Origin of the sequence: Streptomyces sp. NPDC012510 (assembly GCF_042955065.1) — a bacterium.
Lineage (GTDB): Bacteria > Actinomycetota > Actinomycetes > Streptomycetales > Streptomycetaceae > Streptomyces.
Genome location: NZ_JBIBEN010000023.1, coordinates 1 through 16,032, shown reverse-complemented (window position 1 = coordinate 16,032; position 16,032 = coordinate 1). Strand labels below are relative to the sequence as shown.

8 protein-coding genes are annotated in these 16,032 nt (G+C 68.6%); all 8 read left to right on the top strand.

All coding sequences use genetic code 11. The features are described 5' to 3' along the window. The first annotated feature begins 225 nt into the window (after positions 1–225). The 8 genes from ACFY9I_RS33295 (at position 226) to ACFY9I_RS33260 (ending at position 15,926) form a co-directional block, all read left to right on the top strand. A complete protein-coding gene (locus ACFY9I_RS33295) occupies positions 226–3,732 on the top strand; it encodes a hypothetical protein (protein WP_391008370.1) in 3,507 nt (1,168 codons plus the stop codon). Beyond that, positions 3,729–3,878: a hypothetical protein gene (locus tag ACFY9I_RS33290; protein ID WP_391008368.1), complete on the top strand. Its 150-nt coding sequence runs from the start codon at positions 3,729–3,731 to the stop codon at positions 3,876–3,878. Before ACFY9I_RS33295 ends, ACFY9I_RS33290 begins: the two co-directional genes overlap by 4 nt. After that, the gene (locus tag ACFY9I_RS33285) at positions 3,875–6,307 is read left to right on the top strand and encodes a LamG-like jellyroll fold domain-containing protein (protein WP_391008366.1); all 2,433 of its coding nucleotides are present in this window, start codon (positions 3,875–3,877) and stop codon (positions 6,305–6,307) included. The genes ACFY9I_RS33290 and ACFY9I_RS33285 overlap by 4 nt, the downstream gene beginning before the upstream one ends. Before the next feature lie 423 nt (positions 6,308–6,730). Further along, a complete protein-coding gene (locus ACFY9I_RS33280; RefSeq protein WP_391008364.1) occupies positions 6,731–6,979 on the top strand; it encodes a hypothetical protein in 249 nt (82 codons plus the stop codon). A 65-nt stretch (positions 6,980–7,044) separates the two neighbouring features. Continuing rightward, positions 7,045–8,232 carry an MBL fold metallo-hydrolase gene (locus ACFY9I_RS33275; protein WP_391008362.1) on the top strand — a complete coding sequence of 396 codons (1,188 nt, stop codon included), beginning with the start codon at positions 7,045–7,047 and terminating at the stop codon, positions 8,230–8,232. Further along, positions 8,229–12,584, top strand: coding sequence for a DUF6603 domain-containing protein (locus ACFY9I_RS33270; RefSeq protein ID WP_391008360.1), 4,356 nt, complete (start codon positions 8,229–8,231; stop codon positions 12,582–12,584). Before ACFY9I_RS33275 ends, ACFY9I_RS33270 begins: the two co-directional genes overlap by 4 nt. Beyond that, positions 12,577–14,364: a hypothetical protein gene (locus ACFY9I_RS33265; RefSeq protein ID WP_391008358.1), complete on the top strand. Its 1,788-nt coding sequence runs from the start codon at positions 12,577–12,579 to the stop codon at positions 14,362–14,364. Before ACFY9I_RS33270 ends, ACFY9I_RS33265 begins: the two co-directional genes overlap by 8 nt. A 164-nt stretch (positions 14,365–14,528) precedes the next feature. Continuing rightward, positions 14,529–15,926 carry a peptidoglycan-binding protein gene (locus tag ACFY9I_RS33260; RefSeq protein WP_391008356.1) on the top strand — a complete coding sequence of 466 codons (1,398 nt, stop codon included), beginning with the start codon at positions 14,529–14,531 and terminating at the stop codon, positions 15,924–15,926. Positions 15,927–16,032: the final 106 nt, after the last annotated feature.

Below are 16,032 nucleotides of genomic sequence, written 5' to 3'. Positions count from 1 at the left end.
GCGCCTTTCCTAGAGTCGAGCCGTCGGGCCCGCCAGGTGTTCCGGTGACGAGTGGAGCGCGTCGGGCACCTGGCTCGGCAGGCCTCGGTCCGGATGGTCGAGAGCGCCTCGATCCCGCATTTTCCGTCCGCGTCACTCACCAGCTGGAGGTCCTGTGCCAACACCGTCACCCGCCGATGTGCCCTCCCCGGGCCGGGCGGATCGATCTCCGACGGCGGGAGACCGATGAGCGTCGGCAGGCCGTTGATCGTGCCGGTCCATCTGGACGCGCTGTGCCTGGCCCACGATCTTGACGTCAGGGGACCGGCCGACGACTTCACCCGGCTCCCCTACCGCGACGCCGCGACGGGTCTGGATCAGAACGAGGATCTCCCGTACGTCAGCGAGATCATGACGCGGACACCCTTCCAGGACGAGGACTTCCGGCTCAAGGCCGGCGTCCATCTCCACTGGGCGCTGCCGGACGGTCTGACCCGGATGACCCAGGGCGCAGACGGCACCACCGCCGTCGCCGCGGTGCCCAACCGCTGGCTGGTGACAAGAAGCAGGAACGGGCAGGTGGAGAAGGACTGGATAGTCGAGAGCGACTACCTCTCCGACGACAATCCCGCCGCGATCTGCTACCCGGTACCCGGAGCGGGCCGACCGTACAAGCGGCTCGGCCGGAAGATGCCGCTCGACGTCTGGCGCCGCTCCACCGACCGCTCGCGGTATCTCCCCGAGTTGACCGCGGTCGGATACGGGGAGCCCACCTTCGCGGCGCAGTACGCCAATTGCCACAGCGTCTTCGGTTTCCATGACCCGGACCACCCGGGCGTCCCGCCGAAGGGCCTGCGATATGAGGTGCTCGGCTGGTTCGACGACCCCGCTCAAGATCCCGCCGCCGCGCTGGGTGCCGGATCGGCGGCACGGGACGGGCAGAGCTGGCAGGAGGTGGCCCGACAGCGTTTCGGCTGGACGGCGTCCTCGGCCGGCCCCGAGGCTCCGCCGCCGGGCCGGGTGGTCTGCTACGCACAGCTGACCTTCGCGGCCACCGGCATCGAGCCGAGTCCGCTGCTGTCCGACACGGACGACGAGACCGGTGTGTGCGTGGGGAACACCGCCACCGAGGCGCTGGCCGCGCACCTCGGCGGCGTCCTGCCCGCCATGTCGGCCGACCAGGTGGAAGAGCTCCTGGAGGCGCTGGCCTTCGCCGACGAACTGGAGTCGAAGCCGCTCGACCTCGGCTTCGGCTTGAGCGAGTCCCGGCACTCCGCCACCTTCCGCGACGTTCCCTCAGGCATCCTGTGGACACTCCGGCGGCAGGACGACACCGACGGGGTCAGCGCCGAGGACAAGCAGGCACGCGAACGGCTCACCGTGCCCCACGCGTTGAGCGATCTGCTGAACCTGCTGAACGTCGCCCAGACCGACGTGGACCGGGCGCGCCACCAACTGACCTCGGCGCGCGAGCAGTTGTTCGCCGACTGGTACAAGTACCAGCTCTGCGCCTACCCCTACGACGCCCTGCTGGACTCCTATCCCGGCCAGGACGAGGTGCAGTTCTTCCTCCGGCGCTCGATGGGTCGGCTCTCCGAGGACTCCGGCCGGGCGGAACTCCTGGACCAGCGGCTGCGGGACGCGCGGGTGGCCGTCGAGGTCTCGTTGAAGGACTTCAACGCCCTGGCCAGGTCCGCCCGCAGCACCTTCGTCCTGCACGAGATCCCCGCGCCGCCGTACCAGCTTCCCAATGATCCCGTGGTGCTGTTCACCGGGAAGGCGGCCACTCCCAGCGACCGCCACGGCCAGGACGGCGCGCTGCATCCGCAAGGGCTGCTGGAGTGTGCCCTGGTCGCCGAGGGTCCCGCGGACCTGAGCGATCCGACGTCCGTGCGGGCTCTGCGGGCGGCTGCCGTCGCCTCGGTGGCGAAGCTGCCGGTGCCGAACGTCGCGGTCACCGAGTGGACCGACGCGCCCTGGCATCCCACGGTGCTGGAATGGGAAGTGGAGTTCTTCCCCGCGACGATCGGCAACAACAACGACCCGCGTGACCGCGGCTACAGCGAGGACTTCGTCACCGGCAACTACGTCCTGCCGCCCCGTGACGTGGAACTTCAGCCGGTCCGGCAGATACCGGACAAGGGCGCCAACGTCTACACCGGTACGACGATCCTGTCACCGAGCGCCCGGCCCCTGCTGTCCTCCCGGGTGCTGCGCTACCTGCAGGGCGCCCTGCTGCCGCTGTACAACGCGTCGGGGCGGCCGAAGGTGACCCGCGAGGCGTTCCTGTCCGACCCGGTCCCCGTGCTCGACTGGTCCGACTCCCACGGCGTGGACGAGCGGCTGGTCCTGCTTGTCCGTATCTACCGGCATCTCGCGGAGCACGAGGACAGCAACCTGTCGGCCGCCCTGAGCGGATTCAACGACGCCCTGCTGATGCGCAAGCTCACCCGGCAGCTCCCGATAGCCGATCCGCTCGGCTTCCCCGACCACCAGCGGTTCGCCGCCGACCTCGCGGGGGCGGTGGGAGCGGAGACCCGGCACGCGCCACAGCCGCTCAGCGACTTCAACCCGATCCGGGCGGGTGCGCTGCGGGTGCTGCGGATGCGGGTCCTGGACAACTTCGGCACCGCCCTGGACGTCGATGTCAGCCGGCTGCGGACGACGACACAGCTGCGGATGCCCGAGCACCCGGACTGGGTGGCGATGCCTCCCCGGCTGGCGCAGCCCGCACGGCTGTCGTTCGAGTGGCTCGACGCGGAGGACGACATCCGGCAGACCAAGGGTCTGCCGGACACCTCCCCGATCTGCGGCTGGCTGATACCCGACCACCTCGACGCCGGTCTCGCCGTGTACGGCGCCGACGGTTCGGCCATCGGCAAACTCCTCGCCCTGCCGGACGCCGCCCAGCCGCAGTTCGCCCAGTGGCGGAACCTGCCCGGAGGCACCGCCGCCCCGATCGAGGCGATCGCCAACTCCCGTCTGCGGGCTGTGGTGCGACGTCTGCGTGACACCGGGCCGACGGATCTGGGCACGTTCCTGGAGGATCTGGACACCACCCTCGAATACATCGAGCCGCAGGACTACGCCCAGCACCGGGGCCGGGCCGTGCTGATGGGCCGGCCGCTGGCGGTGGTCCGCGCACGGGTGGCACTGGAGCCGATGGGCCGTCCGGCCAACCACCAGGACTGGAACGTCTTCCGGCAGGACATGGGCCGCACCCACCGGGAGACCAACGGCTTCCCGCTGGTCCGCTTCCCGGTCAGGATCGGCGAGCACCAGCTCCTCGACGACGGGGTCCTCGGCTTCTGGCTGGAGGATGCGGCGCAGCGCCTCGGCCCCCTCTGGCACGACGTCCGCTCCCCCGAGGACCCACTGGTCCAGGCGCTCGACGCGCCGCCGCAGTACCTGACCATGCTGATCGACCCACGGGGCACGGTGCACGCGACGGCGGGCATCCTGCCGACCCGCTCGCTGCGGATTCCGACCGGGATGTTCCGGGACGCCCTGGAGGGCATGGCCGTCAGTTTCCGCACCGCACCAATACTCACCGACGCGGACCACATCGCCGTACCCCTGCCGGACGAGCCCGGTTACGCCTGGTCTTGGCAGGAACAGCGGCAGACCGGCCAGTTCGAGCAGGCCGACCCGCCACAGCCCGACGCCCGCTTCCCGGCCCAAGCGACCCTGCGCGAAGGCTGGCTGACGCTGCGTCCGGTGCGCGACCCACAGACCGACCAAGGAGCACGATGATCACCCTGGAGCTGACGCTCGCCGAGACCAACCTCCTGCTGGAGGCGCTCGGCACCCGTCCGTACGCACAGGTGTACGAACTCATAGCCAAGGTTCACCAGCAGGCCGAGAAGTCTACCGAGGCCCAGGACGGAGCCACGGAATGACGGCCAATCTGGTGCTGCACTGGCACCTGGACGCCCTGACCTCGAACAACCAGGTCACGGACAGCTCCGACAACCATCTGGCCGGTACCGTCTCCGGGCAACCGGGGACGCGCCCCGACGACCGGTTCGGCAGCGTGCTGGCGTTCGACGGCACCACCGTCCAGGTCACCGGCGCCGACACACCACTGCTGCGCCTCGGCTCGTACACGGTCGAGGCATGGGTCAAGCCGTCGGCCAAGAGGGCCACACGGGTGGGCATCGCGGCGAAGACGAAGGGCGACTTCGCCCTCGTACTCGACGCGGACGGCACCCTCAGGCACCGGTTCGACACCACGGCGAAGCCCAGCGACGGGCACACCACCGCGCCCGGGGCCGTACCGGCGGACACGTGGCACCACGTGGCATGCGTCAACGACGGGCACACCGCCCGTATCTACGTCGACGGGGTCAAGGCGAGCGAGTACGCGTTCACCGGCGACCGGGCCACCGCCCAGAGCCCGCTGCTGGTCGGCACGGACGGGACGGGCCGGTACACAGGGCTGCTGGCCCACGTACGGATCTACGACAACGCGCTCAGCCAGGCCGAGATCCGGCGGGACATGGCCGACGACGAGGCGTCGCTGGCCGCGTTCGTGCGGGCGCATCCGCTGGACTTCGCCCTGCTCGACGTGGACCAGCAGCCGGTGCTGTTCATCGACGACACCCCCGCCGGGCAGCCGATGATCCTCCGGCTGACCAACACCTCCCGGCAGGACATCGAGCTGCGGACCCTGGCGGGTCCCGTGTCGGCCACCGAGCACCACGTCGCGCTGCGGCTGCGCCCCGGCACCATCACGGTCCCGCCCGAACCGGCCGTCGCCGCCTCCGGGTGGACGCTGCTGCGGGCCCCGGACCCGGCGACCGGCGGAACGGTGCTGTATCTGGGGGCGCCCAAGACCATGGTCATCGCCCGGGGCAACTCCTTCGACCTGCCGCTGCGAGGGCTGGCGGCCGACGGGAGCCGCGGGACCCGTGGCACCCGGGTGGAGCTGACGCACCAGCGGATGCGGTACGCGGGTGAGCAGAGCGAACTGACCGGGCGGCGGACCGCGTTCCTCGACATCGTCAACCGGCGGGGCCGCCGTGACATCCCGCTCGCGATCGGGTTCGTCGGCGGCAACCGGGTGCTCAGCGACGGGGTCACGAAGAACACCCTGAGTTTCCGGATCGCCAACCGGTCGAGGGACACCGCGCTGTCCCTGGCAGGCGCCTCGTTCACGCTCTCCTGCGACGTGCAGGTGGGCAACGAGGCCCATGAGTGGGCGCTGGTGGCAGCGGGTTCGGTGACCACCGAGTCGCTGGGCGGTCTGAAGGCGGTCCGGGTCGGCTCCGACTGGGCGATCACCTCGGAGAGTCTCGGGCAGCGGGTCGAATGGACGCTGACCCCCCGGACGGCCACGGCGTTCGGGCCGGACGGGTCACTGGTGTTCACCTTGTCCCAGGTGGTCGCGCTGCCCTCCCTTGGGCGGGCCCCGATCGTCATCGGCTACCGCAACGTACCGGGATACCAGGACGGCTCGGTGACCCTGTTCGCCGAGAAGTCGCCGCTGCTGTTCGGCCCGCAGAACACCGGCATCGGTACCACCAACCCCCAGGCCAAGCTGCACATCGTCAACGCCAACCAGGACGCGAACGGAAACACCCTCGTCCTCGGTCCCACCGGGCAGTCGAATCTGCGGCTCGGCTACCACCAGAACTACAGCTGGGTACAGTCGAACGGCTCGAAACCGCTGGCCATCAACCCGCTCGGCAGCAACGTCGGCATCGGCACCACGGCGCCCGGTGCCAGGCTCACGGTCAGTGCCGACTCCTCCCACCTGCAACTGCGCAGAGAACAGAACGCGAGCGGCGGCAAGCAGCTGTACCTCGAACTGTTCCAGGACGACAGCCCGAACCCGACCTTCCCCGCACTGCAGTTCCGTCACGCCAACCGCTTCTCGCACCGCATCGAGGGCAGGCCCGAAGGGCTCATGTTCAAGACCGGCGACCTCAACAACGACATCCTCGGCAACGTGTACGCGAACATGGCCGTGGTGAACGTCCTGCAGACCGGCGATGTCACCATCTTCGCGGGCAGCTTCGAGGGCAGGCCCGAAGGGCTCATGTTCAAGCCCGACGTCTTCAGCGACGACTTCGTCGATGTGTACGCGAACACCGCCGTGGTGAACGGCCTGCGGATCGGCGATGTCACCATCGGCGCCTCCGAACTCCAGATCCTGAAAAGACTGGCGGCCGGGGAGTTGCAGTTCGACCTGCGGAATGTGGCACATAACGAATACGCCTTCGCTGGCAACAACTCCCTCCAGGACAAACACCGATATGTCTTCACCTGGGGCCAGAAGGGTACGCCGCATAACTTTGGACGCTGGCAGATCTCCGAGCCAAGATGACCACATGGCCCAAGGGCCGGATGAGGTGACTGATGCCCCCCGTCAAACGTAAACACCCGTCCAGCACGGATGACGAGAATTACAGGCCCACAACCAGGTCCAGAGCCAAGGAAATCCGGGACCAGAAGGCGGCCGACGTGGAGGCCAGAATTGCGGCGGCTGCCGCCCAGCTTGCGGCACCACGGCGCCTGGCGACGCCAGGCTCACGGTCAGTGCCGGCTCCTCCCACCTGCAACTGCGCAGAGAGTCGAACGCGGGCGGCGGCAAACAGCTCTACCTCGAACTGTTCCAGAACGACAGCCCGAACCCGACCTTCCCCGCACTGCAGTTCCGTCACGCCAACCGCTTCTCGCACCGCGTCGAGGCCAGGCCCGAAGGGCTCATGTTCAAACCGGCGATCTCAACAGCGACGCTCTCATCGACGTGTACGCGAACACCGCGGTGGTGAACGGTCTGCGGATCGGGGGTGTCACCATCGGCGCCGGCGAACTCCAGATCCTGCAGAAACTGGCGGCCGGGCAGCTGCAGTTCGATCTGCGGAACGTGGTGCACGACGAATACGCCTTCGCCGGCACCAACTTCTTCACCGACAACCGGCGCGCTGTCCTCACCTGGGCCACAAAGGGCGAGCGGATAACCCAGGGGCGCTGGCAGATTTCCTTCCCAGGATGACCGGACGAACGTACGGCCGAACGGCCGGGATGAGGTGACCGATGCCCCCAAAAGAACGAAAACGCGTGAAAGACATAGTGAGCGGCCCCAGGACTCGGTCCAAGGAAACGGAAAATCGAAAGGCGGCACTGGTAGCACAGGAGAGGAAGGCAAAAAGGGACGAGAAAATTCTGGAAAAACGGCGGCAGGACGCCCTGCGTAAGCGCCCCAAACCCGTGCCCGGCGGCCGAGGCGATGGAAGTCTGCACATCGCCTTCATCAAGGTCGGTCAGGGTGACTGTGCCGTGATGTCCACTCCGCTGGGCAGGGTCATCATGTTCGACTGCGGTAGCAAACCCAAAGAGGAAGACGATAGCAACGATCAGTTGATCGACCGGGTGCGCGCAGCAGTCGTGGACAACCCCAAGTTCCTCAAGGGCTTGGATGTGCTCGACATTCTGATCCTCACCCACGCCGACGCCGACCACTACAACAAGCTCAAAGCAGTACTCCAGCAGGATTTCACAATCAACAGGTGCTACCACAGTGATGAATTACGCGCATACAGCGCGAACGGCACCAGCGCCTTCCTGCGCGACAATATCGCCGGCCCCTCCGCGATAAAAAAGGTCGTGAAGAACCACGACGAAACCACCCTCAACGGAGTCACAGTGGCGGCGCCGGACTTTGGAAACAAAGTCGACCGTCTGGGCGATGACGGCGGAATTGTGATCGTGGACGAGAGGAATTGCAAGGTGACGATCCTGGCCGCCGGTGTCAACCGCGAACACAACAGCGACCACAGCGACGAGAAAAACCGGGGCAGCATCGTGACGCTAATCGAGGCCAACGGGGAGAAGCTGCTGCTGTGCGGCGACGCCACCAAAAGTACCGAACACTTCCTGATGAGCACGGCCAGTGACCGGCTGCGTGGCCGGCTGAGTAACCTGACCCTCGTGCAGGCCGGTCACCACGGCAGCAACAACACCTCCTCCTCCCAGGATTTCGTCAATCTGGTGAACCCGAAGATCGTCGTGGCGAGCGCTGGAAAGCACATCAAAAAGGACCATCTGCCGAGCGAGGAGGTGATCGAGCGCTATAGGAAGAAGCTCACGCTCAGTAGCCGCACCAAGATCCCGACACACGAGACGTTCTGCTGGAAGCCCGGGGGACTCAAGAGCCGCAACCATGGAAGCGTCTGGCACGAGTACGAGGTGTTCGTTACGGGCTCCGAGGACACCATCGAACGCACGTTCCCGGCCCCTCGCGCATGACCCCCGACGAGATCCGGACCCTGGTGCGGCAGACCGGCACCAGGATCGATGTCGCGATCAGCGCGCTGACCGGCGTGGGCGGTCTCTTCGCGTCGTTCTTCCCCGACGGGCACTTCGTCCTCGACCGTACGGCCCGTACGGAGACCGCCGACGGGGTCAGGGTGACGGGCACCGGAGCGTCCGGACCGTTCACCGGGATGGCGCTGGAGGCAACCTTCGCCGGCGCGCCGGGCTCCGTGCACGTCGTGGTGCGAGCCGCCGGCACCCAGGACTGGACGTTCTCGCAGGCGTTCCCGCCCCTTCGTGACTCCATCTTCGACACCCTGCGGTTCCGGTCGCCGGTACTGATCCTGGACTCGGTTGCCACCGCCATGACCTTCGACGGCGTCCTGGTCATCACCACGCAGATGGCGCCGCTGGACCTGCTGATGCCGGGAGTCACCCACAACCTCACCGGGAAGATCACCATGGTGGGTGGCTCGGCGGAACTCTCCTTCCCGACAACCTCTGTGCCGGACATCCTGCTGTACGGGCCGGAGGGAAGGACCTGCAATCTGGGTCTGTTCACCCTCTCCGATCTTCGCTACGAGATCGCCTCGGACCCGTTCTTCGACTATCACCTCATCGACTGGTCGGTGCGGGGCTCGGTCACGGTGACCGGGGCCGTCCCGGTCACCGTGACCGGAACGCGGCGCGACGTGCTCATCTGCACGCGGATCTTGGGCTGGGGCGACCGCCTGCTGTTCTTCGGGGACTTCAGCGCGCTCGGCAACCTCAGCCTCGCGGACGTGGCCGGATTCGCGGGCCAGTCCGTCCTGCCAGTCCCGTTCGGTCTCTCTGTCCTCAGCCCGGTGGTTCTCACTGACGTCCGGATGCAGGTGACCCCGGCCACCCTGTCGGTCGACTACATCAGCCTGACTCTGGAGACCCAGGTGGAGTGGACGGTCGTCCCGCGCCTGCTGGATCTTCAGGCGATCGACCTGCACTTCCGGATCGACAGCCCGCTGTCGTCTCCGCGGATATCCGGAATCCTCTCGGGGCTGTTCGGCATCGGTGAGAACGGCACCCTGGAGATCAACACCGACTTCGGCGCCGGCACCCTGAGCGGCGCGCTGCGCGCGGACGACGGCCCGCTGAGCATGCGCGAGGTCTACACCGGCCTCACCGGCGCCGGCACCGCCCCGGTGCCGGACCTGTCCGTGGCCAGATTCGACCTCGACCTGACCATTCCCACGGCGAATCGCCCCACCGTCTACCAAGCCTTCCTGGAACTGGACGGTGAGTGGCAGCCGGTGGACTCACTCTCCCTGACCGAAGTCATGTTCTCCGTCGAGCACGATCAGGACACCACGTTCAAGGCGTTGGCGATATTCGTCATTGGCGGAGTCGACGTCAAGATCTCCGCAACGTACGATTCCGTGAACAAGCAATGGCAGTTCACCGGCGAGACCGGCCCCGGCCAGCAGATCCCGATCGGCAGGCTGTTCCAGGATCTCGCCGACCGGTTCGGCGCGATCGCCCTGCCCGCGCCGATCGCCCAGCTCGTCGTCGAGAACCTCGGCATGAAGGTGTCCACCGGTACCAATCGCGACCTCTTCCTCACCGGCGAGGCGCTGTTCCCCCTCGACACCGCCGAGGTGGACGTGACCCTCGCGATCGACACGGGGCAGCGGACCCTCACCGCCGCGCTCGTCGCGACGGTACCGACGGCCCACGGGTCCTTAACTCCCCGGTTCGACCTGAGATTCGCGCAGCAACCGACGGCGAATCTATTCACCGCCGCCTACAGCCATGCGGCCGGTGACCCCGTTCCCGCGCTGAAGGACCTGGTCGCAGCCCTGCTGCCGTCCGCGGCGGCGTTCGTCCCGGACGGGCTGACCGTGGACCTGAAGGACGCCTTCCTCGCCGTGGACGGGCCGAAGTGCCTGTTCGGCGCCGACCTGGCGGTCACGGTCGACCTGTCGCACCTGCCGGTCGTCGGCGATCATCTCGGCGCGGGCGAAATGGGCTTCGATCCGCTCCGGCTCGTCGCGGCCTCCGCCGCCCTGGCCGCAGCCGAGGTCACCGCCGTCAACGGAATGCTGCCGGACCAGGTGGCCAAGCTGCCCGACGGGGACCTCACCGCCGGCTTCCTGATCAGTGGACTGCTGAAGCTCGGCGCCCTCGAACAGGGCCTGACCCTGCCGGTCGCGGGTGCCCAGCCCGCCAAACCGGACGTGCCGGCCACCGACAACCCGCCGCAGAGCACCGACAACGCCCTCTGGTACAAGGTGCAGCGGTCCTTCGGGCCGATCCACATCCAGCGGGTGGGCATGCGGTACGACCATCCGCCCGGCGAGGGCGCCGAACTCGCCGTACTGCTGGACGCCTCGATCTCGGCGGCCGGGCTGACCCTCACCCTGACCGGCCTGGAGGCGGGGGTCGCGCTGTCCGACCCGGCCGCGATGCCGACCTTCGGGCTGGCGGGACTCGATCTCGCGTACACCTCGGGGCCGGTGGAGATCGGCGGCTCGTTCCTGAAGAACACCGTCGAGTTCGAGGGCGCGACCTACCCGGCGTACGGCGGGGCGGCGACCATCCGTACCGCCGACTTCTCCATCGGCGCGATCGGGTCCTACCTCCAACTCCCGCAGGGCCCGTCCCTGTTCGTGTACGCGTTCCTCGACAAGCCGATCGGTGGGCCGGCGTTCTTCTTCGTGCGCGGGCTGGCCGCGGGCTTCGGCTACAACCGCAGGCTGATCCCGCCCGCACTGGACCGGCTCGCCGACTTCCCACTGATCGCCGACGTGGTCGGGGGCAGCTCGCCCGCCACCGACGTGGGCGGGCAGTTGCAGCGGCTGAACGATTCGCTGCCGCCGTCGCCCGGTGACCTCTTCCTGATGTTCGGGATCCGGTTCACCTCGTTCGAGATGGTCGACTCCTTCCTGCTCCTGTCGGCCGGGTTCGGTCACCGGTTCGAGCTGAACATGATGGGGCTGTCGACGCTGGTCCTGCCGGCGTCGGACGCGGGCGCGGCGGGCGTCACACCGGTCGCCGAGGTGCAACTGGCGCTGCGCGGCACCTTCGTACCCGACGACGGGTTCTTCTCGATCGCCGCCCAGCTCACCCCGAACTCCTATCTGCTGTCCCGGGACTGCAAGCTGACCGGCGGCTTCGCGTTCAGCACCTGGTTCGCGGGGCCGAACAGCGGTGACTTCGTCCTGAGCGTCGGCGGCTACCACCCGCACTTCACCGTGCCCGCGCACTACCCGGTGGTGCCTCGGCTCGGCTTCAACTGGCAGGTGAACTCGCAACTTCAGCTCACCGGCAGCGCCTACTTCGCGCTGACCCCCGCGGCGCTGATGGCGGGCGGCAGCCTCAGCGCGACCTGGCACGACGGCTCGCTGCAGGCGTGGTTCGACGCGTCGATGGACTTCCTCATCGCGTGGCAGCCGTATCACTACGAGGCCTCCGCGCACGTCTCGGTCGGCGCCTCGTACACGTTCTCGTTCTTCGGTACCCACACCATCAGCGCGCATGTGGGCGCGGATGTGGAGTTCTGGGGCCCGGACTTCGGCGGTCGTGCGCACATCGACCTGAGCATCATCTCCTTCACCATCTCCTTCGGCGCGTCGGGCTCCGGCGCGCCCGCCCCGATGCCGTGGGACAGGTTCCGGGCGACCCTGCTCCCGCCCAGCGAGGAGATCACCACCGTCGCGCTGGGTGGCGGAGCGCTGGCCCCGGGCGGCGGTACCGACCTCGGCGTGGTCGACCCGCACGGCCTGGTGCTGGTCACCGACTCGGTGATCCCCAGCACCAGCGCGGTGCGCGGCCCGGCCGGGCGGGACAAGGTGCTGCCGACGGGCACCGCCGGTACGACCTTCGGGGTGAGCCCGATGGGCGTGGCGTCCGCGACCTCGACGCACCGGATCGAGATCACCAAAGACGGCAAACCGCTGGACCATCTGTTCGACTTCACGCCGGTCGGCAAGCAACTCCCGTCAGCGCTCTGGGGAAGCGAGTTCGGTACCTCGCTCAACCGGCCGCAGCTGGTGGGAGAGCTGCTCACCGGGTATACGGTACGGCCGTTGCCGCCGAGGGAACCGGCCGTCTCGGCGACCCTGCCGAGCGCCGTACTGCAGAGCCCGACCCCGCTGTTCACCGAACCGGACGCGATCCGCTGGGCGTCCGCCGAGCCGGCCCGCGCCACCGTCCAGGACGCCGACGCGATCACCGCCGCACTGCGGGACCCCGCCGTCGCCGCGGCCCGCGCGGCCCTGGTCGACGCGGTGCTCGGCGGCGTTCCGATCGACCTCGCCGGATTCGGCGCCGACCAGTTCCTGGAGGTCCCGCAGGTGATCGCTCATGGCTGACACCATCACGTTCGTCGATCACTCCCAGCCGGTCCTGCCGCCCGGACAGTACGTGATCACCACCACCCAGACGATCACCGAAAGCCCGGATCCGTTTCCGACGACCCGTCAGTTCACCGTCAGCGCGGACCGGTTCTCCCTTCCAGCGGCCCGGGTGACGGCGGTCTTCCCACCGGACGGCAGCCTCGGCGACCATCACAACGTACTGCCGCACGTCATGCTGGACCGGCCGACGCTGCCCTGGGAACGCTCGTCCCGCGACGGCCCGGTCGGCGACGCCCCCTGGCTGGCGCTGCTGCTGTTCGCCGAGTCGCAGCGGCCCGACCCGAAGGTGGTCAGGCTGGCCGACCTCGGCGCCGGACCGGCGTACTTCCCCGACACCCCACTGGAAGCACACCAGTCGCCCGAGGACCGGGCCACCGTCATCGACGTACCCAGACGAGTGCTGGAAGAGATCCTGCCGTCGGCGGCGGAACTGCCCTATCTGGCGCACCTTCGGCGTACCGAGGGAGCCCCGGACGTCGCGGTGGTCCTGGGGAACAGGCTGCCCCCGTCGGACGAGTCGAGCACCGTGCACCTGGTGTCGGTGGAAGGGCGGTACCGGGACCACGGGTTCGACCTGGGCCCGGGTGAACCCGACTCACTCGTACGTCTGGTGAGCCTGGCCTCCTGGAAGTTCGCCTGCGTGGCCGAGAACCAGAACTTCGCCACCCTCGTCCGGGACCTGGCCCGGCACGGCAGCCCACTGCGGCTGGCCGACAGCGGCAACCCCGCCGCGGACGACCTGCTGCGCCAGGGACAGGTTCCCGTGCGGCACACCCTGCGCCAGGGCGGAAGCACCGTGTCGTGGTACCGGGGCCCGCTGACGACCGGCCCGGTGGCCAACAAGCCCCGTTCCCAGGCGACCCGTAGCTCCGACGGGCTGCTGCTCCTCCACCCGGACCTCGGCATGTTCGAGACCGGTTACGCCGCCGCCTGGGAACTGGGCAGGCTGCTGGCGCTGCGGAGCACCGACTACGCCACCGCGTTGTACGACTGGAAGCGGCGCCGCAGCCAGAAGCGGCTGCGGGCGACCCTGGAACCCGCCACGGGTCACCCGCTCGACGTACCGGACATCGACGACACACTGCCGGACACAGTCCGGACCTGGCTGACGGATCTGGCCGGTCTGGCGGGGGTCCCGTTGATGTACCTCGTCCCCGACGAGCGGCTGCTGCCGGTGGAGAGCATCCGGTTCGTCAGCCTCGACCAGCAGTGGATACGCCATCTGCTGGACGGCGCCTTCAGCATCGGCAGACTGACCGCGGCAGACGCCGAACTCGACCGGGCAGGGCCGCCGGTGCACAGTGCCGCGGTGGTGACCGGAGCGCTGATCAGGTCCGGCGTCGTGTCCGGCTACCCCGGGCTGGTCATCGAGGCGTTCGCCGAGGGGAACAAGGATCCGCTGCCAGAGGTCGGGACGATCCGCCTCACTCCTGACATCATGCTCTGCCTCTTCGCCGGCACACTGACGCGCCTCGACGTCCGACAGCGGCCCGAGGCGGTGCACTTCGCGGTGGAACTCCCAGCCGCCGGACAGTTCGGCAAGTCACTGCGCGCCGCCGACGGGAGCAGCGGCCCGGTTCTGGCGCCGCTGCCCCTTGGACCGGGCGGCCGGCTGCCCATCGGCGAGCTCACCAGGAGCATCGCCGAGACACTGGGCGTCGAGACGCTCCGCCCCGGCGACTTCGCCCGCCAGATGATCGAGACGGCCGAGCGAGTGAGCTTTCTGAGCTCCTGACCGATTCCGCGACCGCGCGCCCTTCACTCCCCCCCTTGCCTTTCCCGTGGGCCCACGGCCCGACGCGTCGTCCTGACAGGCGCCCAGAGCGGGGAACGCGCGTACCTCACGCCCCCCGCCCGAGCGGGAAATCCTCCGCCAGTCCCGAAACCCGGAGCTCCGACATGACCACCTTCCACGTGGCGGTCGACCACACCGACCCCGGCACCCACGACATCACCACCACCTATCTGGGTACCGTCGACCAGGCCCACATCGACCAGGTACGCGCCATCGCCGAGCTTCCGGGCTCCGAGCGCCAGGTCAAGGAACACCCCCGCGTCGAGGGCGTCTTCATGGTCCTGCGCGACGACGGCGACCTGGACGTCTACGTTCCCAGCGACTCGGCCGAGGCGCTCGCGCACGAGCCCGGCCCGCTGCCGGAGACCCGTGACGAAAGCGACGGCCCGGGCGCGGTCGGCGCCCGGTTCGTACAGCCCCTGAGCGGCGACAGCCACACCGAGGCCGCCCTGCTGCTCGACGCCTCGGGGCCGGCGTACATCGACGGCGTGACCCGGTTCGGCTCGCAGCGCATCGGGGGAGCCATGGACACCCCGCACGAGCCGCCGCGGGTTGTGTGGCACACCACCGAGTCCCCGGCCGGCGGCAGTTACTTCACGTCCGTGGCGGCGTATCTGATCCGTGCCGCATCCGAACCCCAGGTGATCTACTGCCCTGTCACCGACCGGCTGGGCCAGTTCGGGCCCCTGAACCAGTCCGCAAGGGCGCTCAAGAACGACGGCACGCGACGCACCAACCGAAGCGGCAAGGTCTGCATCCAGGTCGAGGTGCTGGGACGTGCCCGAGCCCCGTGGACGAAGGGTTTCGACCCGAAGACCAAGCCGAACTACCGGAAGCTGCTCGCCGCGATACGCGCGCACGGCATTCCGGACGTGTGGCCCGTCGGGGCTCCGCCGGCCACCTCGGCGGCCGCGACGGAGCGTCCAAGACTCACGTGGGAGAACAAGGGCGGCCACTACGGGCACTCCCAGATCCCCGGCCAGGACCACTGGGACCCGGGGGCCGTGGACACCGAAATCGTACCGGGCAGGCCCCACTCCGACGGCGGGGGAACCCGTCCGGCCGACGGTTCCGGCACCTACACGGTGAAGGCGGGCGACACCCTGACGTCCATCGCGACCGCGCACCGGACCACCCTGCGCGCTCTGCTGTCCCTCAACAACATCAAGGACCCCGACGAGATCTCCGTGGGGCAGAGACTGAAACTGCCGAAGGCGGGCCCCACGAGCCCGGCGAAGCCGCCCGCACCGCGGTACGAGCCGTTTCCCGGGACAGCGTTCTTCCATGCCGGCCGCCGCAGCCCGATCGTCACCGCCCTCGGCAGACGCCTCGTAGAGCTCGGCTTCGGCAAGCACCACACCTCCGGGCCCGGACCTGCCTGGTCGGACGCGGACAGGCACAACGTCGCCGACTTCCAGCGCTCCCGGCCCGAGCTGGCCGCCGACGCGGATGGGATCCCAGGCCCCAAGACCTGGGCCACGCTGAAGATCCCGAAGCTCTGAGTGCGTTGTGGCTAACCTCGCGCTTTCACGAGGTGGAGTGTCCGAGGCTTGATCAAATAAGCGGAGAGTGCTCCTGACCTGCAACGATGGGACTTGTCTAGGGTCC